At 53.7% G+C, this 26,172-nt stretch carries 18 protein-coding genes and 1 pseudogene; 11 read left to right on the top strand and 8 right to left on the bottom strand.

The window, feature by feature from the left end:
- Nucleotides 1-432 precede the first annotated feature (432 nt).
- Together EKM90_RS07750 and EKM90_RS07745 are read right to left on the bottom strand one after the other, a co-directional pair.
- Nucleotides 433-1,704: a replication-associated recombination protein A gene (locus EKM90_RS07750; protein ID WP_125581363.1), complete on the bottom strand. Its 1,272-nt coding sequence runs from the start codon at nucleotides 1,702-1,704 to the stop codon at nucleotides 433-435.
- 118 nt (nucleotides 1,705-1,822) lie between these two features.
- A complete protein-coding gene (locus tag EKM90_RS07745; RefSeq protein WP_125581361.1) occupies nucleotides 1,823-2,260 on the bottom strand; it encodes a YueI family protein in 438 nt (145 codons plus the stop codon).
- Between the two features lie 68 nt (nucleotides 2,261-2,328).
- Here EKM90_RS07745 and EKM90_RS07740 point away from each other — a divergent pair, with 68 nt between their 5' ends.
- The gene (locus tag EKM90_RS07740) at nucleotides 2,329-2,949 is read left to right on the top strand and encodes a DUF1054 family protein (RefSeq protein WP_125581359.1); all 621 of its coding nucleotides are present in this window, start codon (nucleotides 2,329-2,331) and stop codon (nucleotides 2,947-2,949) included.
- Between the two features lie 23 nt (nucleotides 2,950-2,972).
- On the opposite strand, the gene EKM90_RS07735 is transcribed toward EKM90_RS07740, so the two are convergent.
- The 3 genes from EKM90_RS07735 to EKM90_RS07725 all read right to left on the bottom strand — a co-directional run bounded on the left by EKM90_RS07735 (nucleotide 2,973) and on the right by EKM90_RS07725 (nucleotide 4,839).
- A complete protein-coding gene (locus EKM90_RS07735) occupies nucleotides 2,973-3,305 on the bottom strand; it encodes a hypothetical protein (protein ID WP_125581357.1) in 333 nt (110 codons plus the stop codon).
- Between the two features lie 51 nt (nucleotides 3,306-3,356).
- On the bottom strand, nucleotides 3,357-4,127 hold the full coding sequence (locus EKM90_RS07730; RefSeq protein ID WP_125581355.1) for a gamma-glutamyl-gamma-aminobutyrate hydrolase family protein: 771 nt from the start codon (nucleotides 4,125-4,127) through the stop codon (nucleotides 3,357-3,359).
- Between the two features lie 91 nt (nucleotides 4,128-4,218).
- Nucleotides 4,219-4,839, bottom strand: a complete 621-nt coding sequence (locus EKM90_RS07725; protein ID WP_125581353.1) for a hydrolase — start codon at nucleotides 4,837-4,839, stop codon at nucleotides 4,219-4,221.
- 234 nt (nucleotides 4,840-5,073) lie between these two features.
- Here EKM90_RS07725 and EKM90_RS07720 point away from each other — a divergent pair, with 234 nt between their 5' ends.
- From EKM90_RS07720 to EKM90_RS07700, 5 genes are all read left to right on the top strand, one after another.
- Entirely contained in the window at nucleotides 5,074-8,319 is a 3,246-nt protein-coding gene (locus EKM90_RS07720) for a beta-N-acetylglucosaminidase domain-containing protein (protein ID WP_125581351.1), read from the top strand.
- Nucleotides 8,320-8,430: 111 nt separating this feature from the next.
- Nucleotides 8,431-8,958 carry a GNAT family N-acetyltransferase gene (locus EKM90_RS07715; RefSeq protein ID WP_125581349.1) on the top strand — a complete coding sequence of 176 codons (528 nt, stop codon included), beginning with the start codon at nucleotides 8,431-8,433 and terminating at the stop codon, nucleotides 8,956-8,958.
- A gap of 130 nt (nucleotides 8,959-9,088) precedes the next feature.
- On the top strand, nucleotides 9,089-10,210 hold the full coding sequence (locus tag EKM90_RS07710) for an acyl-CoA dehydrogenase family protein (protein WP_125581347.1): 1,122 nt from the start codon (nucleotides 9,089-9,091) through the stop codon (nucleotides 10,208-10,210).
- Between the two features lie 12 nt (nucleotides 10,211-10,222).
- Nucleotides 10,223-11,008: an electron transfer flavoprotein subunit beta/FixA family protein gene (locus tag EKM90_RS07705; protein WP_125581345.1), complete on the top strand. Its 786-nt coding sequence runs from the start codon at nucleotides 10,223-10,225 to the stop codon at nucleotides 11,006-11,008.
- Nucleotides 11,009-11,021: 13 nt separating this feature from the next.
- Complete coding sequence (locus EKM90_RS07700) at nucleotides 11,022-11,984, top strand: electron transfer flavoprotein subunit alpha/FixB family protein (protein WP_125581343.1); 963 nt, start codon at nucleotides 11,022-11,024, stop codon at nucleotides 11,982-11,984.
- A 46-nt stretch (nucleotides 11,985-12,030) separates the two neighbouring features.
- Here the strand turns inward: EKM90_RS07700 and EKM90_RS07695 are convergent, their stop codons facing one another.
- The gene (locus tag EKM90_RS07695; protein ID WP_125581342.1) at nucleotides 12,031-12,324 is read right to left on the bottom strand and encodes a hypothetical protein; all 294 of its coding nucleotides are present in this window, start codon (nucleotides 12,322-12,324) and stop codon (nucleotides 12,031-12,033) included.
- Between the two features lie 111 nt (nucleotides 12,325-12,435).
- Nucleotides 12,436-13,428 (bottom strand): aldo/keto reductase, encoded by a 993-nt coding sequence (locus tag EKM90_RS07690; protein WP_125581340.1) that lies wholly within the window; start codon nucleotides 13,426-13,428, stop codon nucleotides 12,436-12,438.
- Between the two features lie 99 nt (nucleotides 13,429-13,527).
- Here EKM90_RS07690 and yaaA point away from each other — a divergent pair, with 99 nt between their 5' ends.
- From yaaA to EKM90_RS07675, 3 genes are all read left to right on the top strand, one after another.
- Nucleotides 13,528-14,274, top strand: a complete 747-nt coding sequence (gene yaaA, locus EKM90_RS07685) for a peroxide stress protein YaaA (protein WP_125581338.1) — start codon at nucleotides 13,528-13,530, stop codon at nucleotides 14,272-14,274.
- Between the two features lie 40 nt (nucleotides 14,275-14,314).
- A complete protein-coding gene (locus EKM90_RS07680) occupies nucleotides 14,315-17,467 on the top strand; it encodes a DEAD/DEAH box helicase (RefSeq protein ID WP_225422782.1) in 3,153 nt (1,050 codons plus the stop codon).
- A 115-nt stretch (nucleotides 17,468-17,582) separates the two neighbouring features.
- Nucleotides 17,583-19,742, top strand: coding sequence for a Tex family protein (locus EKM90_RS07675; RefSeq protein ID WP_225422781.1), 2,160 nt, complete (start codon nucleotides 17,583-17,585; stop codon nucleotides 19,740-19,742).
- 43 nt (nucleotides 19,743-19,785) lie between these two features.
- Here the strand turns inward: EKM90_RS07675 and EKM90_RS07670 are convergent, their stop codons facing one another.
- Entirely contained in the window at nucleotides 19,786-20,070 is a 285-nt protein-coding gene (locus tag EKM90_RS07670; protein ID WP_125581336.1) for a hypothetical protein, read from the bottom strand.
- Nucleotides 20,071-20,282: 212 nt separating this feature from the next.
- Here EKM90_RS07670 and EKM90_RS13235 point away from each other — a divergent pair.
- Nucleotides 20,283-20,430 (top strand): annotated as a pseudogene (locus tag EKM90_RS13235) (transposase); the annotation flags it as partial.
- Nucleotides 20,431-21,030: 600 nt separating this feature from the next.
- The coding region (locus EKM90_RS07660; protein ID WP_164507910.1) for a collagen-like protein at nucleotides 21,031-26,172 on the top strand (5,142 nt) is incomplete at its 3' end.

Raw genomic sequence — 26,172 nt, 5'->3', positions numbered from 1 at the left:
GTACTCCTTTATGTTTTTCTTGGTCGTTAAACATTGTACCCGTCATGGGTTTTATTGTGTTCAATTTGTGGTGCACTTGAAGTGTAAACTCGCCGGGCATAAAAAAAGACCGACATTTGTTGTCGGCCAAAGTCCGGAGACTTTTGTGAAAGACTAAGTGGTGCCGTTCTCTTCCCGAATTGTTGAAACCCGCGATTAAGCAAGTGGGCCCGGACGACGATCACGTTAGCGATTCAGTGAAAGAATCACACGGCAACCGCCACTTCTGGTCCCAAGGTATCGAGACTGTTCGGTCAACTAATTGGTGGGAAGCGCGTACACCTTAGGTAACTTCCATGGTTTTACTTTAGCACCTTTAGCGTAAACTTGCAAGATTTTGCGCCTTGGCTGGTGCACACAAACCGCGGCTGATCGCCATTGGCAGCGCTTGCGCTAGCCCTGCTGGAGCTTGCGGAGTTTAGCCAGCTGCTGGGCGAGGGCTTGCTCGTATTTGCCGGTGGTTTTCGGCTCGTAGTAATGGGTATGGGCCAGGTTTTGCGGCATGTAGGTTTGCTTGACCCAGCCGCCCGGGTAATTGTGGGGCAGCTTGTAGCCAACGCCGTGGCCCAGCGCTTTGGCTCCGGAATAGTGTGCATCTTTGAGGTCAGCCGGAATTGGCCCGGCCTTGCCGGCTTCGACATCGGCGATGGCGGCATCAATGGCGCTGATCGCCGTGTTACTTTTCGGGGCCAGGCACAAGTCGATCACCGCATTGGCCAGCGGAATCCGGCCTTCTGGCAGGCCCAAGCGTTCGGCGGCCTGAATCGCCGTTAGGGTGCGATTAGCGGTTTGCGGATTGGCCAAACCGACATCTTCATAGGCAATCACCAGCAGGCGGCGTAAAATGCTAGGCAAATCACCGATCACAATCAGGCGGGCCAAATAATGCAGGGCAGCATCAACATCTGAGCCGCGAATGGATTTTTGAAAGGCTGAGATCAAGTCATAGTGCGCGTCGCCATCGGCATCACCGTCCAAGGCGCGCTGCTGGAGCGACTGGTGCATCACGGCGGCGGTGAGGTTGATGGTGCCTTCAGTTGCTGGCGTCGATAGGGTCGCCAGCTCTAAAGCATTCAACGCACTGCGCAGATCCCCATTGGTCGCCGAGGTGAGATACTCGCGGGCCTCTGGGGTCAGCTCAACCGGGTAGTCGCCTAAGCCGCGCTGTTTGTCCGCTAAGGCGCGATCGACGGCAATGCCAATGTCAGCCGGGGTTAACGGGTGCACCTGAAAAATTTGGGTGCGGCTGCGAATCGCAGGTTGAATGCTGAGGTAGGGGTTCTCTGTGGTGGCCCCAATCAAAATAATGCGGCCTGACTCCAGCGTGGGCAGGAGGAAATCCTGCTTGGTTTTGTCCAATCGATGGATTTCATCGAGCAGCAAAATCACGGTGCCACTCATTTTGGCTTCTTCAGCGACAATTTGGAGGTCTTTTTTGGTGTCAGTGGCAGCATTGAGCATGCGAAAGGCATACTTGGTGCTACCGGCAATGGCGCTGGCGATACTGGTTTTACCGGTGCCAGGCGGGCCATACAAAATCATGGAGCTAAGACGTTTGGCCAGCACCATCCGGCGAATAATCTGGCCTTCGCCAACCAAATGGGCTTGCCCCACGATTTCATCTAGATTTTGTGGCCGCATGCGGTAAGCGAGTGGCTGTTGCACGGCAATCGCTCCTTTCGATATCAGTGTACCAGTGTCAGTCCGCGTTGCCCATGGCGAACCCGTGACCAACGCCGTGAAGGCCATAGAAAAAGCGCCACTGGAAGGTAGCGCTAAGGCCTTAACTGAAAAAGTGGAACCATCCTTTTTTTTCCGGCTTCGGCGCTGGTGTTTCAGGCGCAGGCAGGTCAATGTCGGGTTGATTGATGGCCTGGCGCGCCACCAGTAACACGCCGCTGCCTTCAGGACGCAGGTTGGCCGTGCCGTCGTTAACCATGGTGAACTGGATGTTGGCTTTGCTGGCAGCGGTCATGTAAGGCGCTGTGAGCTCGGGCCCCATTTTGCCATTAATGAGGAGTTTGTAATCACTGCCTTGCTGCGCCGTGAGGGCGGTCTGCATGGCGGTCAAGGCGCGAGGCAGTTCGATGTCCTGATTGCGGATCCGCAAAAAGACCCGTTCCCGCAGCGAGCCTAAGTACTGACGGCGCTCATCTGGGTTGGTCTGCGGCGGTCCGTAAATGCTATTATTAAGATGTTGCTGAAGATCATCGTCAGCCATGTCAGGTCCTCCTTGGTTGCGATTGCAACCGGGTTTACCCAAGATTATAGCATAGGGAGGCGAAAGCGATGTTTACGGATCAAGACTTTACGGTATTTGATGTGCCGACCTTGACCGGCCGGCTGGCGCTGCTTCGCAGTCAGTTGGACCCGAAGTTTGAACAAGTCGGGGCTTCGCTGCAAACCACGCTGGCTGATGCCGGTTTGCCGGCGTTAACCCTGCATGTGGCCAAGCATTTACGCCGGCATAAGAATCCGCCGCCGAATACCTGGCTGGCTTTGGCACCGAGCACCCGCGGTTACAAAATGACCCCACATTTAGAGGTAGGGTTGTGGGATGACCGGCTATTCGTGTGGGTGGCAGTGCTACAAGAAGCCAAACAAGCAGGGGTAAAGGTGCCGTTTGATACGCTTCGCACCTTTGCGAGCCGGTTGTCGACTGATAGTGAGCTGGCGGCGGATCACACCAAAAAGGCGGTGTTGCCGCTGGATTTGAACAACTTCGACTTGCTGGCGCGCCGGTATCAAACGCAAGCCAAAGCGGAGTTTCTGGTCGGCAAAACCTATCTGCGCGGCGATCCGCTGTTTGCCGACCCGGAAGAGTTATGGGCGGATATTCAGACGCGGGTGGTGCGGCTGGCGCCTTACTTTCAAGTCCTACTCAAAGCCAATGCAGCAAAAAAGCAGTGATTGCGCGTGCAATCACTGCTTTTTTATAGCTTGCCGCGGGCGTATAACGCGCGGATGGTGGTTTGAATCGCCAGCAGGGTGTGGTGGGCATCCGTTTTGAATGCTGGCACCAGCTCAAGGGTGGTGGGGGTCTGCGCCTGGTAAAGGGTCTGACCGGTGATATCGGTGATGGTCAAGCCGGTTGCGGAGAGCTTCGCGGTGAGATAGCCACCTTCGCTGCCTTCATCAAGCAGCTCTTGAATCCAGTTTTGCAGCCCGCCGGCAATCACGACGTCCAGGGTAGTGGGCTGGCCGTTCGCCTGCGCCTTTTGGACTAGGGCTTCGGCCTGGGCCACGGTTTCAGGAATTTCGTGCATGGTTAAGCCTTCTTTCTGGCCGAAGCATACCACAAGTGGCTGATGCTTGCCTTACGCGGAAACGGCGGTCGTTGCCGCTAGGTGGCCTGCTTGCGCGCGTTCAATCAATTGCTTGAACGGCGCGAGCTGCGCCGGGTCAGCTTCCCACAGATTTTCTGGATGCCACTGCACAGCCAAAATTTGGGCGTGCGTAGGGTCTTCCAAGGCTTCAATGACACCATCTGGAGCGGTCGCGGCCACTTTGAGGCCAGGCGCCACGTCCTTCACGGCTTCATGATGGCGTGAGTTGACATAAGCGCGCTGGCCAATCATGCCCACCAGACCACTATCGGCCTTCATGATCACATGATGCGTGGGGTATTGACCAGCGGCGGCTTGCGCGTGGCGTAGACTGGCGTGCGGGTCTTGACTGGGCAAATCCTGATACAAGGTGCCACCCATGGCGACATTGAGAATTTGCATGCCGCGGCAAATGGCCATAATTGGCTTATGCGCAGCGAGGGTCGCTTTGATCAGCGCCAGCTCGAAGCAGTCTTTCGGGTATACGGTGCGACCGATTTCCGGCCGGGGTTCTTCGCCGTAAAAAGTGGGATCGACATCAGGCCCCCCTGGGAGTAGCAAGGCGTCGAAGGTAGCAACGTATGCCGCAGCCATTTCTGCTGCTAGGTGAGTATCATCAGGGAAGGGCAGGATGAGCGGCGCGCCGCCAGCTGCCAGCACCGCGTTTTTCAACGGGCGCGGGGCCATATCGGCGAATTGGTCATTCACAGCGGTCATCGGTTCAGTTAACGTGTCAGCAGTAAAAGCAATAATGGGGCGCATTCAATCGATCCTTTCGGCATAATATTCTGCTAGTTTAAGGCAACCGAAAAGAAAGTCAAGCGCTCATTGCATTTGTTCAGTAGAACACATTTCAGACGTTGATAAAGAAGTCGTCATTGGCGGTCAGTAAGTCAACAAAGCCCGGGACAAACTCGGTCCGGTTCCAATCCCGCTGCCATTCGCAAGCGAGCTGGGCGTTGGTGATCAAGTTGGCGCCGGCTTGTTCAATGCGGCGCAAGGCGGTTTCGTGGGCCAAAGTTGACGTCCCACCGACCGCATCGACGACAGGATACACCTGGTAGCCTTCGCGCAAGGCATCCAGCGCCGGGAACGTTAAACAGGCTTCGGTCCATAAGGCGCACATCACCAGCTTTTTGTGCCCCGTTCTCGCCACGGCTTCATGGAAGGCTTGATCCTCCCATGCATTGATACTGGTACGGTCATAACTTGGTTGCGCCGGCATGAGGTCACGCAATACCTTCAGCGTGTCTTGATTGCGCCCAGATTTGACGTTAACGGTACTGAGAATGATCGGTACGTGATACAGCTGCGCCAGTTGGATAGTCATGCTGACGCTGCGGATTAACTGGGGATGCGGCATCGATTGAATCGAAGCCACCTGGGTCGGTTGATAATCAATCACCAATAAAGCGGCATTTTCAGGGGTTAATAGAGCGTCAGTCGCCGGCTCGCGGCGGGGATAACTGGTCATCATAATCGCCTCCAAATTAGAATTAGACTAGAACACCTGCATTATATAAACCCAGGTCAGGAAAAGAAAGTGAAGCGACTCGCCTCAAATGCGATTAAAGTACCGTGATAATCAAACGAAGAAATAAGCAAAGCGCTTACATTTTTAGCGAAATCGGTGTTATATTCCTTGTGGTGCACATGCGCCGACCATCTGACAGACCCGGTATGGGTTTCAACATTGGAGGAGATAAAGATGGAGAAGAAGCACTTTAAGATGTATAAGTCTGGCAAGGCCTGGGTCGTTGCCGGCATTACGGTTTGGGGTTTGGTCATTGCTGGTGGGGGCATCAGCAGCCAAACTGTGCAGGCCGCAACAGACACGGCCACCACAGCGGTCGCTGCAGCGGACAAGCCGGCATCTGGTGCCGAGGTTGACACTGAGGTCGCGCCTGCTAGCGAGACCGAGACTGTCCCGGCCGCAACAGACGCGCAGGCGCCTGCCGTCACACCGGCAGAGGCCCCGGCGCCAGCAAATGACACCGTCGCCGAAACGCAGGCCAAGCAGCCTGCTGCGACTGAACAAACAGCCGAAGTGGCCACGGCACCCGCAGCTGCGACTAAGCGGGCGATGGCACAGGCGCCAGCCGCACCAGCGGCCAAGACCAGTGTCACAGTAACCACTGATGAGACAGTTGACGCCGCCACTAAGGCTTTGACGGATCAAGCAACTGCCGCATTGGCCAAAGCCGGGGTCAGTTTTGATCAGATTCATTATGGCTTAGCCACCGATATCACCACCACGAAGGCCGTGGCTGACCTGCATGGCGCGGCAGTGACCACCCTGAATGCGAATGGTTACTTGCTTAAAGCCGGTACGATCGGCAAGCAAACGGTGCTGGCGGTGCAAGGGACAGACGCAACAGGTCTCTTTTACGCTTTGAATGACCTGATTAACCGGACCCAGGCCAAGCAAGATCTGAGTCACGTTGATGTGTATGAGTCACCGCAAATGAGTATTCGTGGGGTCATCGAAGGCTTTTATGGCCAGCCATGGTCCGATCAGGCCCGCAAAGAGTTGTTTGCCTTCATGGGTGAACACCGCATGAACACTTACATTTACTCACCCAAAGACGATAACTATCTGCGGAAGAACTGGCGCGACTTGTATCCTGATGATGCGCTGGCAACGATCAAGTCATTAGTGGATGAAGCCAACCGCAACCACGTCAGCTTTGTTTATACGTTGTCACCAGGCAATGACATCACCTATTCCAGTCAGGCCGATTATGAAGCGACGGTGGCCAAGTTCAATCAGCTGCGCAGCATTGGGGTGACTCAGTTCTACATTGCGCTGGATGATATTCCGCTGAGTGTGACACCGGCAGACCAAGCCAAGTTTCCGGCCCATGCCACGCCGAACTACCCGTATAATCAATGGTCGACGTTAGCTGATGCGCAGTCATATTACCTGAACCGGTTAGAGCGTGAGTATATCCAGGTCAACCAATTGCCTGACTTGTGGCTAGTGCCAACCAACTACAATGGCTCGGCGCGTGACCCGTTCAAGGAAGCACAAGGCCAATCACTGGATTCGAACATTCGCATGCAGTGGACCGGCGAAGGCGTCTTTTCTGGGACCTTGAGTGCCGACTCGATCACCAAGGCGAAGGGAACTTATAACACTGAGCACATGTTCATTTGGGATAATTTCCCTGTCAACGACTCGAACCAAGACCGGTTGTATCTGAATCCTGTGAGCGGCCGGGCGGACGATTTGTATCAGGTGACTGACGGCTTTACCGCTAACCCGATGATTGAACCGTATGCCTCTTGGATTGGCATTGGCAGCTTTTCGGATTACATGTGGAATGCTGGCCAGTATGACCCTCAGCAGTCCCTGTATCATGTGCTGAAGGAAATCGCTGGTACTGACCCGGCGAAGCTCGCGGCGCTGCAAGCTTTCGTTGATTTGAATCAAGATTGGAACTATGCGCCGGCAGACCAGCGGGTACAGGCCCCAATCCTGGCGGGGTTATTCGCTGACTATCAAAATACCAAGTTCGGGACGCCGGCTTATCAAAAAGCCCTGGCAGCCTTGCAGCAACATCTGGAACTGCTCGTCAACGCGCCAACGACGCTGAAAACAATTGCAGTATCAGGCTTTTATGACGATGCTTTGCCTTGGATCAATGCCGCCTCACATTGGGCAAAAGCGACATTGGCTGGTATCACCATCATGGATGAAACGCAAAAGGCCGAGGCTTCTGAGGCAAAAATTGGCGTAAGTTATCAAACCATGGCTGCTGAAGTCACGGCAGCGCAAGCTAAGGCGGTACCGAACAGCCGCACTGGCAAGCCGAATCCAGTCATTACCCCAACCGTGGGCGATGGTCAATTCAAGGTGGCATTGAGTGCCGCCTACCAGGCGCTTGACCAATGGTTACAACTCACGCCGATTAAGAGTGAGGCCACCCAATTGACTGGCACAGCCAGCACCAACATTTCGCAGTATGAAGGTAACAGTGCGGCAAACATGACTGATGGCGACGCAAGCACCAAGTTCTGGAGTTCCCGCAATGTGGCGAAAGGCGACACCTTAACCTTAAATCTGGGACAGGTCGAGTCGGTTCAGCGCGTGATTTTGCATCAAGGGACGTCAGACGCGGCAACCTCTGGTGACCTATTCACCTCGGCCATCGTTTATGCTGGTACGAAAGCAGATGGTAGTGACAAAGTGGTGATCGGCCATGTCACCGCGACCGGCTTGTATCAGTTAGACCTGAGCCGCCCAGTCGAAGCACAGTATCTGTTCGTTGTCGCCGATGCACCGACCGATAGCTGGCTTCAGATTCGTGAATTCTCTGCCTATAGTGGCACCGGCCTGGCCCTAGACAATGTCGAAAGTGCCACCGGCCAGGCTGTGCAAAATGTCTTTGACGGCACGACCGAAACGACTTTCACGCCGCAACTGACTGATCCAACGCAAGGTGGCGTCATCGAGCAGAACTTCACCACGCCACTGACTGGTATGCACTCGTTTGTGGTGGTTGGGCAAGTACCTGGCACCGTCGCCGTTAAAGTTGGTGACACTTGGCAGACCATCGGCACGACCGATGGCAAGCAGCTGATTACCCGCCTGGCCATTAACTTTGATGAAGTTGCTGGCATTCGCCTGACCCTGGCGCCGGCAGCCAAGGCTGGGGTTTTGGCCGAACTAGGGTTGTCTAAACTTGAAGTTAAGGCGACCGCAACGCCTAGTGACGAGAGTCAACCTAGTGGGGAACCAATGCCAAAACCAAGCACTGAGACTGGCAAGCCTTCAATCGTGACGGCCAAGAATCAACCTGGGAAACCAACCGTCAGTGCTCACCATAATGGCCAGCGCCATGGCCAGCGCGCCTTACCAAAAACCGGTGAGGCCATTAATCCTGCTTTGGTGGGCTTGGGGGCGCTGCTGGCTGGGCTAAGCAGCTTAGGCTTGCGCCGGCGTGAACACTAAGCGGCGACAGTCTTGCTTAATTTAGGTTTCTGGCGCAATGGCGTTGCCTTCTCGGCAGCGCCATTGTTTTTGTGGCGCTTTCCGGTACACTAAATTCAAGGAGGGGATGACATGACCGTCACAATCCGCCCGTTGCGGGCAGACGAACAAACGACACTGTGGCAACTGGCTTACAGTAACCCAAACGCGGAATGGACCAAATGGAACGGACCATATTTCCATGATGTCGCGCCGACTTTAGCGGAATTTTTAGCGGCGAGGCGGTGGGTGGCCAATCCTCTAAGGCAAGTAATCGTCAGCGATGGTGAGCTGGTCGGAGCCATTTCTGCTTATTATGAAGACGGTGATTTGAAGCGGTGGCTCGAAGTGGGGCTAGTCATCTACCGGGAAGGATTATGGGGCCAGCACCTTGGCCGCCAAGCACTGCGGCTATGGCTGACCCACTTGTTTGCCATCACAGACTTACCGCATCTGGGTTTTACCACTTGGTCAGGCAATGAGCGGATGCTGCGGCTCGGCGCCGCCGTGGGGATGAAAGAAGAAGGCCGGATTCGGCAGGTTTGCTTTTGGCAGGGACAATATTACGATTCGGTGAAATATGGCATTCTCCGCGAAGAATGGCGAAAAATTCAGGATTAAGCAGTTTTATCGGCCACGGATATTAATACAGTTTATAAGAAATAAATATAACAGGATAGGCAAGCCATGTGCAGAGGTGTACAATAGTTCTTGTAAGCGATTTATCAAATAAAAGAAGGTGAAGTCAGCGATGGCAAAACAATGGACCCCGCAGGAGCAAATGTTGCTGCGGATGACAAGTGAATTTACCGCCAACGAAATCGCCCCGTTGGACTTGCAAATCGATCATGCCGGCCGTTATCCCGACGGCTTGTTCGAGCAAGTCGTGGCGACCGGTTTTTTGAGTGTGATGCTCCCGCATGAATTCGGTGGGGCCGGTTTTGGTCCGGAAGTGACCGCTGAAGTGGTGCGCCGCGTGGCAGAAGGCAATGCCAGCATGGCAGCGACGCTCGAAGGTCACTACAAAACGGTTTATCAAATGCTGAAGTACGGGACCCCAGCGCTTCAGGCCAAGTATTTCCCAACGGCCGGCCAGCGGATTTTTGGCTTCGGCATGACTGAACCGACCGGTGGCTCCAACCCCATGAGCATTCGGACCACGGCGGTGCGGCAAGGCAGCGATTGGGTCCTTAACGGCAACAAGATTATGATCACCAACGGCGGCTTAGCTGAAGTGTACTGTGTCTTGGCCAAAACCGGTCCGCAAGAATTGTCAGTGTTCGTGGTGGACCAGGATATGCCAGGCTTTGCCTTTGGAAAGCGGGAAAACTTCATTGGACTGCGCGGCACGCCAGTGGGTGAAATCTTCATGAATGACGTGCGGGTCAGCGACGATTACCTCCTGGGCAAGGTGGGCCAAGGCGGCGAAATTGGCGATTCAGCCCATGACGATGCCCGTATTTTGATGGGGGCAGTGCTCACGGGCATCATGGATCACGCCCTCGGGCTAGCCACCAGCTATGCCAAAGAGCGCAAAGCCGGTAGCACTCCAATCGGCGAGCTTGGTAGTATTCAACGCAAGCTGGCGGATATTGCGATGGGTCGCGAAACCACGCGCCTGCTGTATCAGAACGCCGCCGCCTTGCATGCGGCGGGTCAGCCTTATAGCGAAGAAGCGACGATGGCTAAAGCCTACGGTTCGCGCACGGCGGTCGCAGCGTGTGATGACGCTTTGCAAGTCTTCGGCGGTTATGGCTACAGCCGGGACTATCCGCTGGCGCATCTAATTGCTGATGCCCGGGCGCTGGAAATCGCTGAAGGCACCGTCGAAAAGATGCGCGCTGCAATCGCGGCGGCAGAACTGGCCAAGTAGGGAGGCGCGCTGATGAAAATAGTAGTTTGTATCAAGCAAGTGCCAGAAAGCAATAATGTTAAATTTGATCCTGTCACCCACAACTTGATGCGTGGTGGTATGAGTGGGCGGATCAACCCCTTCGACAAAAACGCCATTGAGGCCGCGCTACGCTTGCGCGATGCCGTGGGCGGCGAAGTGGCGCTACTCAGCATGGGTCCGGATTCCACTGCTGAAATTTTACGCGATGGCTTGGCGATGGGGGCCGACAGTGCCTATCTGTTGAGCAGCCGCGCCTTCGCTGGGGCCGACACCTTGTCGACGGGTTATGTGTTGGCGCAGGCGGTCCGCCAAATCGGCAATGTCGACTTGACGCTGCTCGGCCGGCAGGCGGTGGATGCCGACACCGGTCAGGTTGGGCCGATCATGGCCGTTAACTTGAACCAGCCTCAGGCGACCTATGCCACCCAGCTGACCGCTAACGGCAACCAACTGACCGTGGTGCGCGATCTTGATAGTCTGACCCAAACCGTTGAACTGCCCTTACCAGCGGTGATCACGGTGCGGGCAGAGGCCAATACGCCGCGCTACGAAACGCCGCTGCACATTCAGCAGAGTTTTGAAAAGCAGGTCACGATTTGGCGGGACACGGACTTGGATTTGGATCCCGAAAAGCTCGGCCAAAAAGGCTCGCCAACGGTGGTGCGCAAGGTGTACGCCCCTGAAGCCAAGACCCGTGCGCAAACGGCGTTGCCAAGCGAACCAGCGGCAGCCGTTGATCAGTTGCTGGTGATCATGCAGCAGCATGGCCTGATTTAAGGGAGGCAAGAACATGACAGAAGCAATTTGGATCGTGGCCGAGCGTGAACCCGCCCGGATTAATCCCGTCACTTTTCAGCTGATCACGAAGGCCAAAGCCATCGCGAAGGGCAAAAAGGTGGTGGTGGTTTTACTGGAAGCGCCGGACCAGCAGTTTGAGCAAGCCATCAGTGAGTATGGCCCCGATGAAATCTTGTTGGGTCAAAATGTCGCTTATGCTCAGGCCAGTGATGAGGTGATGGCAGGGGCTTTAACCACGCTGGCAAGAGAGTATCAGCCTAACGCGGTACTGTTTGGCGCCACGCCACTGGGCCGCTCGATTGCGCCGCGGGTGCAGGCAGCGCTGCAAACGGGTCTGACCGCCGACTGCTTGGACTTTTTCTATGAAGACGATTTATTAGTGCAAGTGAAACCTTCTTATGGCGACAATGTGATGTGTGAAATCACCTGCCCAGACCGGCGCCCGCAAATGGCGTCAGTGCGGCCAAACACGTTTGCCGCCGAAAAAGTAGCCGGAGCCATGCCAGCAATCACGCCAGTTGAGGTGGCCCAAACCACCGGCCCCCAGGGGCGAGTGGTTGATGAAACTGTGCGGGTGTCGCACGCTACGGGCATCGCCAGTGCTAACAAAGTGCTGGCCCTGGGCCGCGGGGCAGCGACGCCGGCTGATATCGCCAATGCGCGTGAAATTGCCAGCCGCCTTGGCGCCAGCGTTGGGGTGTCACGGCCGCTGACAGATTTGCCTGACTTCACCGTGGAGCAACAAATTGGCCAAAGCGGCACGACCATTGCGCCTGATTTTCTCCTCAATCTTGGGGTGTCCGGCGCGACGCAGTTCATTGTGGGGATGACGCAAGCCAAACTGGTGGTATCGGTTAATCGCGATGCGCAGGCGCCAATTTTCGCCCAGTCGGATTACACTTTCACTGGGGATGCCGCAGCGTTTATTACCGCGTTGAAGCAAAGAATGAATTAATCGTTCAAAACAAAAGACGCGGCCCAGCCGCGTCTTTTGATTCCAGTTAACCCCAGACGTACCACCAAAGCAGCATCACCACCAGCGAGTAGCCTAGCCGCACCGCCAAATGCGAAAAATGAATTTCGCCGTACATGCGTAAGCCATTCATTACGGCTGCGACCAAAAGCGCAAGGAGGCCCAGCGGCACAAAGATCGGCCACCATAGCCCCAAGAGCAGACTCGCGGCGCCGCCAATCGTCAAGGTGTGCTTGGCTAATACTTGCCGGCCATTGACGAATACGGCGGTCAGCGTTGCACCTGCGTAGAGGAGGAGTAAAATAGCTAAAATGAGCTTCATAGCCTCACCTGCTTCAATCTAGAGAATGTGGTCCTTAAGCTTCATTTTACCGATTTTCGCGGCCTTCGCCTAGTGGAATCAAAAACCGCCGCAGTAGCGACGGTTTAAAGTTTAGGCTAGGACTTGATCAATGGCGGCTTCTTCGTCGGCGGTGAAGGTGAGATTGTCCAACGCCTTGACGTTATCATCCAATTGACTAATGCGGCTCGCGCCGATGATGACCGACGCCACAACGGGTTGCCGCAAGTCCCAAGCTAGCGCCATTTCAGCGAGCGTTTGGCCGCGTTTTTCGGCGATGCCGTTGAGGGCCTTGATCTGGGCGAGCTGCGCTTCCACTTTTTCGACGTTCAGGAAAGGACTGTCCTTGCGCGCTGCGCGCGAGTCGGCGGGAATGCCATTGAGGTAGCGGCCTGTCAGCATGCCTTGCGCCAGCGGGCTGAAGACCACCGCGCCTTTATGGGTTTCGGCCAAAGTCGGGAACAGCGCCTTGGCCTTTTCTTGACTGAACAGGTTGTAGCGGTCTTGATTAATGATGTATGGGGTTTTCAAATCCTTGAAAATGGTCGTCATCTTGGCAGTGGCTTCAGGGCCGTAGTTGGAAAGGCCAATGTACAACGCCTTGCCGCTTTTGACCAATTGATCCAGCGCCAAGGCCGTTTCCTCAAGCGGCGTTTCCGGATCGAAACGGTGGGAATAGAAAATATCGAAGTAATCGAGCTGAGTGCGGCGCAAGCTTTGGTCGCAGCTGGCGATGATATATTTGCGTGAGCCCCAATCCCCATACGGGCCAGGCCACATGGTGTAGCCGGCCTTGGAGGTGATGATCAGCTCATCGCGGTAAGGCTTAAAATCGGCTTGATACAACCGACCGAAATTCGTTTCCGCGCTGCCCGGTTCTGGGCCGTAGTTATTGGCCAAATCAAAACAGGTGATGCCTAGGTCAAAGGCATGGCGCAAAAGCTGGCGCTGGTTGGCTAAGGGATCGACGCTACCAAAATTGTGCCAGAGGCCCAGCGACAAAGCGGATAGTTTCAAACCACTGTTGCCCACGCGGCGGTACTGCATGGTGTCATACCGCTCGCTGGCGGCTAAGTAATTATTCATAGTCAGCTCCTTTAAGGCTAGTTTAGGAATGCGCTTTCAGTGTACCACAGTGCGCCGCCGATGCACGCGTCGCCTTGCCCTGAAGAAAGGATAGTTTTCATGCAATTCATCATTTCACCTACCAAAAAAATGCAAGTCGCCCCAGATGACTTTGCTTCGACGGCCTGGCCGCAGTTTCTGCCGCAAACCAAGCAACTGCTGGCCGCCATGCGCCAGCTTTCATATGCGGAAGCTAAGGCGATATGGCAGTGTAGTGACCGTCTAGCGCAAGCCAACTATGCCTGGCTGCAGCAGCTGGATTTGCGCCAGCAAGTTACGCCGGCGGTGATGAGCTATGTCGGTTTGCAGTATCAAAGCATGGCGCCGGATCTGCTGACGGCCCCGGGCCTCGATTACTTGGCGGCGAACTTGCGCATTCTTTCAGGGTTTTACGGGGTGCTGCGGCCGTTTGATGCGATAGTGCCGTACCGCTTGGAAATGGGCAGTCGGTTTGCAGTCGGTGCGGCTCCAAACCTCTATCAGTTCTGGGGCCAGCGTTTGTATCAGGCCTTGAACTGGCAAGGCCCGGTGATTAATCTGGCCTCGCAAGAATATGCCAAAGCCATTACCCCATACCTGAAACCCCAAGATCAGATGATTGACATCGTCTTTGGTCATTTGGCCGCCGGTCAGGTCAAAACGCGCGCGACGTTGGCAAAGCAGGCGCGCGGGGCGATGGTGCGCTTTGCCGCCGAGCATCAGGTGCAGACAGTTGAAGCGTTGCAGCAGTTTGACGACCCGCATTATCGGTATGCGCCGACCTTGTCCAGTGCTGACCGCCTGGTGTTTTTGCGGCAAAGGGACTAGGGTAGACTTACTGTTAGTGGTTAGACCTTGAGGTGAAAAGATGAATTTGGAACGGCGAATGCCCAGTGTCATGTGGACCCGGGGACGGAAAATGGTGAGGGCCGGTCAGGTTGAAATCAACCAGGTGGATGAAAGCGTCGGGTTCGTACAGGCGACGGTGTATGGCACCGAAGCCTACAACGTGGTGGTGGCGGCGGATGAGGCCGATGATTGGTGTGACTGCCCGTACTTTTTTGACCATGATTACTGTAAACACATTGCCGCCGTGATTCTGACCATGAAGCAAGCGGATGCCCCGACTAGCGTCGCCATGCGGTCACACCACCAGGCCCCGGCCTCCAGTGGGGCCCAATTGGTGGCACATTTGGCGCTACCGCCGGTGCAATATTTTCATGGGTTGAACGCCGCTGGGTCTGGACCGCTGAAACTCGAAGTGACCTTGTTCATCGGCCAGTACCGCCGCGAAGCGTATTTGGACGAGCCGCGGTTTTTCGTGACCTTGCGCGTTGGGGAGGCCAGCGGTCGGTGGTATGTGGTGGGCGATATGCAGGGCTTTTTGCGCGCCTACAATGAAGAAGCCACCTTTCAAACTGGCGGGAAGGCGCAGTTAAGTTTAAGTCACACTGCATTTGACGCACCAGAACAAGCCGTGTTGGATGCCTTGAGTGTGACGGCACCAGTGGAAACTGACCATTTGTATTATTCAACGAATGCCCCGCGCAAATTGGCCATGCTGAATGTCGGCCAGGTGACGGCGCTGACGCCGGTGTTTAATCAACTCGCAGCGTTTCGTTTTGAACCCTTTGATGACGGTGAGGTTTATCGGTCGTTCAACGTTGCGCCATACGATGTTAGCCAAAGTCCCCTCAAGCTGAAGGTTACGCGTGATCGAACGGGTTTTGCGGTTGCGGTCAACCAGCCCTTCAGTATTCTAATACCGGCAGAACGCCTGATTATGGCGGCTAATCATGCCTTTCAGCTCACCCCAGCGCAAACCGGGAACCTGGATCAGCTTCTCAACCAGTTGAGTTGGGCGATTGACCAGCACACTGGCAAGGGGCCGTTGTTGCATTTTCGCGCTGATGAAATGGCCGCCCTCCAGGAATTCATGCACTTTTTCGGGCAAGTGGGCCAAGTTCAAGCCGATACGATTAAGGTTCCGCAAATGGTGGCGCACTTCAACCTGACGCGGCATGATCAGCAGCTTGATCTGACCTTGCAGTATGCGTATGGCGACCAACTGCTTGCCGAAAATGCGCCAGTGGGTGGCATTGAACGTAATCCGACCCAAGAAGCCCAGGCCCAAGATTATCTGCGCAACCTTGGTTTTTGGCCGGCCAATGGGGCGTGGCATCAGAACTTTAGTGATGGCGAGACGCTGTATCACTTTTTTACTGCCGAATTGCCGAACCTCAAGCAAAACGGCGTGGTAACCATTGACCCGGCACTATCGGCGTTACAGCAAACCGGCGCTGACCTGAATCCGCAGGTGGCAGTCAGCGAAGCCGGCGGCCTGTTAACAGTCGCATTTAGCTTTGACGGCATTGCCCCAGCGGCGATTGACCAGGTGCTGGCTCAACTGGATGGCACCAAACCATACGTGCAGCGCGGTGATGGTGGCATTGTCATGGTGGACGAGCAACTGCGCCATCTCTCGAAGGCGTTAACACAACTGCGCCATGGCACCTTGAAGTACGGCCAAATGCAGGTCTCTGCCGCCCAGGCCTTGGTGGTGCAAGCCAGTCTGGGTGATCAAGCCACTTTTGATGCGCAATTTAACCAGATTGCCGCTGATTTGAGGCAGCCAGAACAGTATCCTGTGAACGTGCCGGCCTCGGTCAATGTTCACCTGCGGCCTTACCAAGTGGCAGGGGTGCAGTGGTTAGAAATGCTGGATGCGCACGGCTTCGGCGGAATTTTGGCCGATGAAATGGGCCTCGGCAAAACCCTGCAGCTGTTGACGTTCTTGGCGGCCCGCCATCAACCAGGCCAGCCTGATTTGGTGGTGGCACCGGCGTCGTTGCTGTATAACTGGCGCGCCGAGTGTGAGAAGTTCACTCCAGCCTTGCAAGCCGTCGTGGTGGACGGCAGCAAGGCCGAGCGGGAGGCTGTGATTGCGGCGGGGGCGGATCTTTTGATCACCAGTTATAGCAGTGCCTTGCGTGACGCAGAAACCTATGCGGCGCTAGATTTAGGGTATCTGGTGCTGGATGAGGCCCAGAACGTCAAAAACAGCAGTGCCAAAACCAACCAAGCACTGCGGCAGTTGCAACCTAAGAATACCTTTGCGCTGTCTGGAACGCCGATCGAAAACCGACCGGAAGAGCTCTGGGCCATTTTCGCCTTGGTAATGCCTGGTCTGCTGCCAAGCAGGCGCGCCTTTAATCAGCTGACTCCGGCAGAAATCGCGTTGCGCGTTAGTCCCTTTATCCTGCGGCGTGAAAAAGCCAAGGTGTTGAAGGACCTCCCGGCCAAAAGCGAGTTCAACTTGCATAACGAAATGACGAAGGCTCAAAAGACCGTGTACCTGGCCCAGCTTCAGCAAATGCAGGTGAAGGTCAAAGGCCTGTCTCCCAGTGGCTTGGTCAAAAACAAGCTTGCCATTCTCGCCGGTTTAACCCGGCTGCGACAAATTTGTGATACGCCCGCGCTGTACCTGGACGATTATCGCGGCGGCTCGGGCAAACTCGATCAGCTTGATGATTTGATTCATGAGGCCCTTGATGGCGGCAAACAGGTGCTGGTTTTCTCCCAGTTCACTCAGATGTTGGCCCAAATTCAGCAACGCCTAGATGCCCAGCACCAAGACTATTTCCGGCTGGCCGGCGACACTAAGCCGAAGGACCGTCTGCAAATGGTCGATGCGTTCAACGCCGGTGAGAAGTCCCTGTTTCTGATTTCGTTGAAAGCGGGGGGCACAGGCCTAAATCTGATCGGCGCCAGCGTGGTGATTCTGGTCGACCTCTGGTGGAATCCTGCGGTTGAGGATCAAGCCACCGGCCGCGCCCACCGCATTGGCCAAAAGCACGCGGTGGATGTGTACCGGCTAATCACCAAAGGCACGATTGAGGAGCAGATCATCAAACTTCAGGCTAAAAAGCGCGACCTCGTCGATCAAGTCCTTGGCGGCGTCGAGCAAACGGCCGGTTTGAGTACTGAAGAAATCAAACTGATTTTAGGGATTACAGATTAAGCCTAGTATCGAGCCTGGGCCATGCCGACTGATTTGGTGGCAAGTTGGCCAAGCGGCCGCATCTCGATTAAAATAAGACCTATCATCACCAAATGAAGAAAGCAGGAGAAAGCGCTTGGAAGCTCAAACCATACAACTCGTGCATCAAAGTCTAACCGATATTAGTGTGCATCAAATCAGTACCGTGCTGACCTTGATGCAGGATGGCAACACCGTCCCATTCATCGCGCGGTACCGCAAGGAAATGACCGGAAGCCTTGATGAAGTGCAAATTCAGGCCATTGAAACCGCCTATCAGCAAGTCACGGCGCTGCAGGACCGCAAAGCTGCAGTAATCAAAAGCATCACGGAGCAGGGGCAACTGACCTCGGCCTTGGCGCAAAAAATCAATGCCGCCACCAAACTGCAAGAGGTGGAAGACCTTTATTTGCCTTACAAGCAAAAGCGCCAAACCAAAGCCGCCATCGCCAAAGTCCAAGGCCTGCAGCCGCTGGCCGATTGGGTGTTGCAATTTCCGCACACCAGTATCACCACTGCGGCCGAAAAGTACGTCACTGCCGAAGTGCCAACAGCGGCCGAAGCTTTAGCTGGCGCGCATGAAATCTTGGCGGAAACCTTCAGTGACCGCGCTGATTTGCGCAGTTGGATCCGCGGTTACACCACGCGCACTGGTAACATCACGGCGGCGCTGAAACCCAAAGCCGCCGCCCTCGATGAGAAAGGCGTATACCGGCAGTACTACGACTTCAGCGAAAGCATCACCAAAATGACCGCGACTCGCACCTTAGCGCTTAACCGCGGTGAAAAAGAGAAAATCTTGACGGTGAAAGTGCAAGTGGATACTGAAGCCATCATGCACTATTTGCACTTCAAATTGCTTGGCGAACAGCCTGTCACCGAGGCCACGGCGGCCATTGAATCCGCCTACCAAGATGCCTATAAGCGCTTCATCGGCCCGGCCATTGAGCGCGAATCCCGCGGGGAACTGACAGTGGTCGCCGAGGAACGGTCCATCAAGGTCTTTGGCCAAAATCTGTACAACCTGTTGATGCAGGCCCCAATTCGCGGCAAGGTGGTGCTGGGTTTTGATCCGGCGTACCGCACCGGCTGTAAGCTCGCCGTTGTGGATGAAAATGGTAAATTCCTTGCGAAAGCAGTGATTTATCCTCACAAGCCCGCACCTGAAGCTAAGCGGGGGGCGGCTGCCGGTGAGTTCGTGGCGCTGCTTGAACAGTACCATGTGACCATGATTGCGATTGGGAATGGTACCGCCAGCCGCGAGTCAGAGGCTTTTGTCGCGGAAACGATCAAACAGGTGGCATGGCCAATTTATTATGTTATCGTCAATGAAGCCGGGGCGTCGGTATATTCAGCCAGCCAGGAAGCCCGGGATGAATTCCCCGACCTGCACGTGGAGCAACGTAGCGCCATCAGCATTGCCCGCCGCCTGCAAGACCCCTTGGCGGAGCTGGTAAAAATCGATCCCGCCTCAGTCGGCGTCGGTCAGTACCAACATGATTTGCCGGCCAAGGCGTTGGCCAATGAGGTCGATGCCGTGGTCGAGCGGGCCGTCAATCGGGTGGGCGTTAATCTCAATACCGCTAGCTATCAGCTGTTGGCGCGGATTTCGGGGTTATCACAAACCATCGCTCAAAACATTGTGGCTTACCGCGATGAACATGGCCGCTATGAAAGTCGTACGGAACTTAGGAAGGTGCCGCGCCTCGGCCCGAAAGCCTATGAGCAGGCGGTGGGGTTCCTGCGAATCATCGGGGGTAAACAGCCGTTGGACAATACCGATATCCATCCGGAAAGTTATCCGGTGGCCAAGCAATTACTGAAAGTCGCTGGCCTGACGTCCAAAGCAGTGGGGACTGATGAAGTGGCACAAGTCCTTGAAGTCGACCCCGCGCCATTTTTGGCCGCTGGCGTGGGCGCCGAAACCATTGAAGACATCATCAGCAGCCTGCAGCATCCGGGACGTGATTTGCGAGACAGCCTAGCCGCGCCGCTGCTACGGCAGGATGTGCTCACGATAGAAGATTTGAAGCCAGGGATGCAGCTGCAAGGGACCGTTCGCAACGTGGTGGACTTCGGGGCCTTTGTGGACATTGGGGTCAAGCACGATGGTCTGGTGCATGTGTCCAAAATGGCGAGCCATTTTGTCAGTGATCCCAAAACAGTGGTTGCAGTGGGGGATGTCGTCGAGGTGTGGATTGAATCGGTGGATCTGCAACGCGAGCGCATTCAGCTCACCATGGTGGCCCCTAGATAAAAATCAGGCATGACCACGATGGTCATGCCTGATTTTGTGTGCGCTAAACGCGGGCGGCCCAAAGATTATTGCCGAGCTGCTTGTGTGCTTCCACTTGTTGCCAGAGGCGGTGTTCTTCAGGGGTGAAGGATAAACCATCCGAGAATTTCGTGACCGGCACTCGATTGAGAAATTGCTGGAAGGTGCCGGTAAAAGCCACCCCATTGCATTGGGCGAGGCTGGTTGCGGTTTCGCTGATGAGCTTAGTTGTTGCAGCCGCTGGGACGCGATGTTCGAGGGCCTCAGCGAGGGTTTGCATGGCAGTAACAAGTTGGGTCTGGTTGTCCATTGATGGTTCCTCCTTCAGACTTTGTTAAAATGTTCACACAAAGTATAGCACAAAAGAAAGCGCTTACGAACGGATTATAGTTAAATAATGAACAAATAATTTCTGAGATCAGGTGCTACTGGCAACTTAGCCAACAGCACGAGCAGTGACCGATAAGAATGTTTAAACTCCCTAAACCATATTCTGAATGGATTGGCCAAAATAACCGGTAGATGCCGCCGAAGCTTAGCGTGTTCGCATACATGGGCTATTTCAAAGGTAAGAGTGTGCTGGCGATGTTTGATAAACACGCGAATCTGAAATCTAAGTTTGGCAATCGCCACTTTTGGGCAGAAGGTTACTGTGTCAGTATGGTGGGGCTTACCGGCGACGCCGTTGCCAAGCACATTCGAGTCAAGAGCAGAGCGATATCGCAATCGATAAGGTGAGCGTCTGTGAATATGAGGAACCGTTTAGAAGCAATCAAGCAGCTAACAAAGTAGTCAGATTGGGACACGAGCCTCTTCCAGAGGCAGTTAAAGCGGCAATCGCAGTAGGCCTTGAACGCGGTGAATGAGGCCAGCGCCTTGAGATGCAGCTAGTAGCGGGGGGTTATAGCCCCAGTGAAAACCACCCGTTTTACGGGTGGTTTTCACTCCAGAACCATCACCAAGGCCGTCTGCTGACTAGGTTAGTATTCCTGTGCTGAGACTTAACCAATCGTTAACATGGTCTATCATATTTCAACAAATATTTTGTTCCTACAAATTTTTAAATTATTCCAACCTTAGCTCTTGTGTACATAGAAATTTGTCATATCAATGATTTTCACGAAACCCAATCCCAAAAAAACAAAAAAACTTTTTGTTAATTGACTTTTACGTTGCTTTTACGAATGCTATACTCGTCTCAACGTAGGGTTGTTAACCCTGCTAATCTTATATGGGTACAATGCTTTGGCATGATATAAGGAGGAGTACGATGAAATCAAGACCAAAATCGGGTCCGCTACTTAAACCGTATGACCCAGTCGTAAAAGATTATAAAATGTATAAGGCCGGAAAATTTTGGCGTTTTGCATTCACCATGTTTGCCGGTACTGTTATTGGTGGTGGCTCAATTATTGGTCCCAGCATTCTAAGTACTTCTGGCCTTCAGGTTACGAGGGCGGCAGCCGGAGATACAATTAGCGAAACAAGGCCTTCAGACGCATATGTCAACATTCGTGGCACGGAAGTCCATGCAACGATTACTGTCTCTGGGATTGATGACGGCAGTGGGCATATTGCTGTTGATCAGCCTGTTTCCGTCACCGTGGACGGCCTACCAAAAGAGGTCTATCTGGAACGCGTGACCTTAGTTAACACGACTACTGGCGCTGAGTCGGATCCAGTACAGCTCGATTTTGGTGATCGTTCTGAGACCGGTGGTGTCCCGCTGCTGGGCTGGTTCTCAAGCACGACCGTGGCTGGTGCCGGTGGCTTTAAATACACCTTTCCGGCTGACATTGTGGAGCAGCTATTCGGTGAATCCGGTGGTTATGTGGGGATTTATGTTCAGCCACTGTCACCAAATCCCACTTTGTTGAAGGATATTCAGATTTCAAACGATGATGGCGTAGTACTTAATCCAGGCGACACGGGGAGTACAGGAAGCACGGGCGATACCGGTGATACCGGTGATACTGCGCCGGTTGCAGAAACGTTCACCGTTAATTACAAGTACCTGGATGATGACGGCAACGAAATTCCCGATTCCGCCCAAAGCATTGATTTACCGCTAGATGGGAATATCGACTTTACCCCACTGAGCGCGCCAGCTAACTATGAATTCAGTCCAGCAAAAACCACGACCAATCTAGATTCGACCACGCAATCCGTACTTCAGAGCACGTTTGCCAAGGCGACTAACTTTGCGGACTTGACCACATCATTGGCTGACCTAGGACTTGATTCCCCGAATGAGTTCAAAGATCATGGTATTTCCGAACTCACCATCACTTATCAAGGGAAGAAAACGCAAGGCGCTCCGATTACGGTTAATTTTATTAGCGCATCGGATCCAACCAAACAAGTTAAGAAATCAGTCACTCTGACCGGTACTCTTGGTGCTTCTGTTGATTTTAGTCAAATTGATAAGACTGTTGACGATTGGACGCTTACTGATGACGGCACAAGTGCAGCACTGACGTATGGGGATTCTCCGCAGTCTGTCGATATCTCTTATACTCAGAAGAAGCACAATGTGACCTTTAATTTGGTTGATCCAGACGGTAACCCCGTCAAAAATACTGAGGGTAAATCAACTTTTGGTACCAGTACAGGGTACACTGCCGGATCTGCCATCGCTCCCGCAAAGTACTGGAACTTTAATGTGCCAGGTTATACGATGCAGGAGGCTTCCAAATCAAAAACGCAGTATTACACAGTAACCTCCTCGGATGATCAAGTTTTCGATGTGGTTTACGACAAGATTCCTACGGGCACGGTCACTGTTAATTTGGTTGATCAAAATGGCAAGTTGGTTGAAGCGGGTAGCAAGAAGAACACCTATTCGTACACGGGCCCAATCGGGGAAGCTGTTGACTTCTCCAAGCTTGGTATCGATAAGGATATCGCCGGGTATGAATTGGTGACTGATGGTACCACTACCGCAACGACGATTGTGGCGGACAATACGACTGTTGATATTGCGTACAAGAAGAAGGCCGGGGTTCTGGTCGAACTTGTTGATGACAATGGTACGGTCATCAGCCTTGATGGTTACACCACCACCTACCAGATTGATGCCGCCGTGGGAGACGTCCTCACCTCAGCCGATTTTGCCAAGGCCAATATCAATAAAGAGCTACCTGGCTACCGCCTGAAAAACGATGGCACATCTACTGCCTATACGGTAACCGATAGCGATAGTAACCTAGTTAAAATCGTCTTCGAAAAGATTCCTGATGTGACTTTGACGGTCAACTTGGTTGATACTGATGGCAAAGCCGTGACGAACACGGATGGTAAGTCTGTCTACACGTTAAGCGGCCAACCCGATACCGATGTGGACTGGACCGCTGCTGGTATTAACAAGACGGTCACTGGTTATCAACTTGCCGGTGATGGCACAATTGCCCCATTGAAGTTTGCCGAGGGGATGCCCGTTGTTAAGATTACTTTCGCCAAAGAATGGAAAGTAACAGTATCCTTCGTTGATGAAGCAGGCTCTAGTCTTCAGAACACCGATGGGCAAAGCAGTGTTGACTACACAGGCGTGACGGGTGATACGCTTGATTTTGCTGGGTTGAATAAAACCGTTGATGGCTACACCGTCGAGACTGACCCGACTGCCAGCAGCTATATCATCCAAACAGGCGATACACAGAGTCTCAAAATTGTGTACAAAGCAAATGGGCCACACATTTATACGCCGACTGAGCCAGGAAACCAAAATGATGGTGATCCGATTGGGGTCACTTCTCGTTATCTGATTGCCACAGTTGGCACGCATATTCACTACACTGGTGACGTTTCTGGTTTACCAACGGATAAAGAGATTGAAGGTACTTCGATTTACCGCACTGCGACCATCGATGATAGTGGCACCATTCACTACACGCCTTGGACAACCAATCCGTCAGGGACCCCCGGTAGTGACGATACCATTTTGCTGAGTGGCATCACAAACGCTCCACAATACGTGCCGGTCGTTGCTGGGGCAAAGGCTGTTATTGATGATACAACAAACCAGGATATCAAATCCCCGGATTTGCAAGGGGTGGCTAAAACAGTAGGCAACGTGAGTGGCGTCGGTGGTGGTTTTGTTGGTAAGAATGGGTTTACCGCTTTTGTCGTGACTCGTAATGTTAACTACACTGCGGATACACCGAACTTGCAGTGGCACCAGCCGCCGACAGCAACCACAGACCCGCATTACGACGCCACCCACAAAACCTTGACTGTCACGGTCACCGAGGTCAAAGACGGCAATAAGACGATTCAGAACACTCAGACTGTCACTTTGACCCGCGAATATCAAAAAGACGATAACAGCGACAGCAATGAAGCGACGGCTTACGGCGATTGGACAGTCGCGAACACGTATAGCGAATACACCCCAACCACTTATGATGGCTATACTGCCGACAAGCAGATTGTCGCGAGCAAAACGTCGACGGATGATGGTTCAAACGTTGATGCTCTGGTAGCCTTGATGCAGGCCGCAGACGGCGATGCGGACCAGACAGCGAACGTTACGGTTACCTATACCAAGGATCCGAAGTTAGTTGTTCATCCAGCACCAGACGATCCAACTGCTAAGCACTACGATGAAACGCACAAGACATTGACCATCATTGTTGATGCGATCAAGGATGGTGAAACTCAGCAACTTGATAAGCAAGAACTGACCTTCAGTCGCACTTACACCACGGATGAAAACGATCCGTCAGATACCGTGGTTGAATATGGTGCTTGGACTCAGGACACAGCGTTTAAGACCGTTACGCCGGAAGTAATATCTGGCTATACAGTTAATCCGACCGTTATTGACGGGAGCGCGATAGGTACTGAGGGCATTTCAGCTAATCAATCCGCCACATTGTTCTCAAGTTCTGATAGCGCTCAGGATGATTCTGCCACAATTACTGCAACCTACACAGTAGTTGCGCCCGAAACCGGCACCGGGGTGGTTCATTATGTTTACCAGGATGTTAATGGTGTAGAACTAAGAGCGCCTGAGAATGTTTCTGGTGAAGAAGGCTATGATTACTCGAACGATTATGACATTCCTGATCAGTTGAGCGGTGAAGGATTGAACCTACCGGATGCTGGCGGTACTCTTGATACCAGTGTCCTGTACTATTACGCAACGGCCGATATGAACGGCGGCCAAATTAACTTCCTACCTGATGACAGCAAAGCTGATGCTGCCTTTAATACGACCGGTCAAGATATCTGGGTCATGTACGTTGCTAAACCCAAAGCTGGTGACAAAGGCGCAACCGGTGAGGCTGGTGCAACTGGCGCGGTCGGCGAAAAAGGTCCACAAGGTGATAAAGGTCCTGTTGGTGACAAAGGTGCATCTGGGGATGCTGCCACACCACTTACAATTACAGGCCAGCGACTTGATGGTGATGGCAATACGGTGATCGAATTCTCAGATGGTAAGGAAATTACGGTTCACCACGGTGCTGACTCAATGATTGCCGTTGAGCCGATTACCAAAGACGGTAAAGTCACAGGTTATACGCTGACTATTGACGGTCAAGACTACACCATTAACGATGGTAAGGATGGCCAAAATGGTGTTGGCATAACGGACTACGCCACTGATGCTGACGGCAATATCGTTCTGAATCTTTCTAATGGTGAGAAGATAACTTTGCCTAAAGGGGCCAAGGGTGATACTGGTGCAACGGGTGCTGTTGGTGACACAGGTGCGAAGGGTGATACCGGCGCAGCTGGTCAATCAGCATTCGAAGCTTGGAAGGATAATGGCGGTACTGACGCCGACGGCGATGGCAACATCGATGTTGACGACATGATCCAAGACCTCACCGGTGATACCGGTGCTAAGGGTGACACAGGTGCGAAGGGTGATACCGGCGCAGCTGGACAGTCAGCATTCGAAGCTTGGAAGGATAATGGCGGTACTGACGCCGACGGCGATGGCGACATCGATGTTGACGACATGATCCAAAATCTTAAGGGTGACACAGGTGCGAAGGGTGACACAGGTGCGAAGGGTGATACCGGCGCAGCTGGTCAATCAGCATTCGAAGCTTGGAAGGATAATGGCGGTACTGACGCCGACGGCGATGGCGACATCGATGTTGACGACATGATCCAAAATCTTAAGGGTGACACAGGTGCGAAGGGTGATACTGGCGCAGCTGGTCAATCGGCATTCGAAGCTTGGAAGGATAATGGCGGTACTGATGCCGACGACGATGGTGACATCGACGTTGACGACATGATCCAAAATCTTAAGGGTGACACAGGTGCGAAGGGTGATACCGGCGCAGCTGGTCAATCAGCATTCGAAGCTTGGAAGGATAATGGCGGTACTGACGCCGACGGCGATGGCGACATCGATGTTGACGACATGATCCAAGACCTCACCGGTGATACCGGTGCT

This window comes from Lacticaseibacillus suibinensis, assembly GCF_003946175.1.
Lineage (GTDB): Bacteria > Bacillota > Bacilli > Lactobacillales > Lactobacillaceae > Lacticaseibacillus > Lacticaseibacillus suibinensis.
Note: the sequence above shows the minus strand (reverse complement) of the source record. Positions and strands in the feature narration are given on the sequence as shown.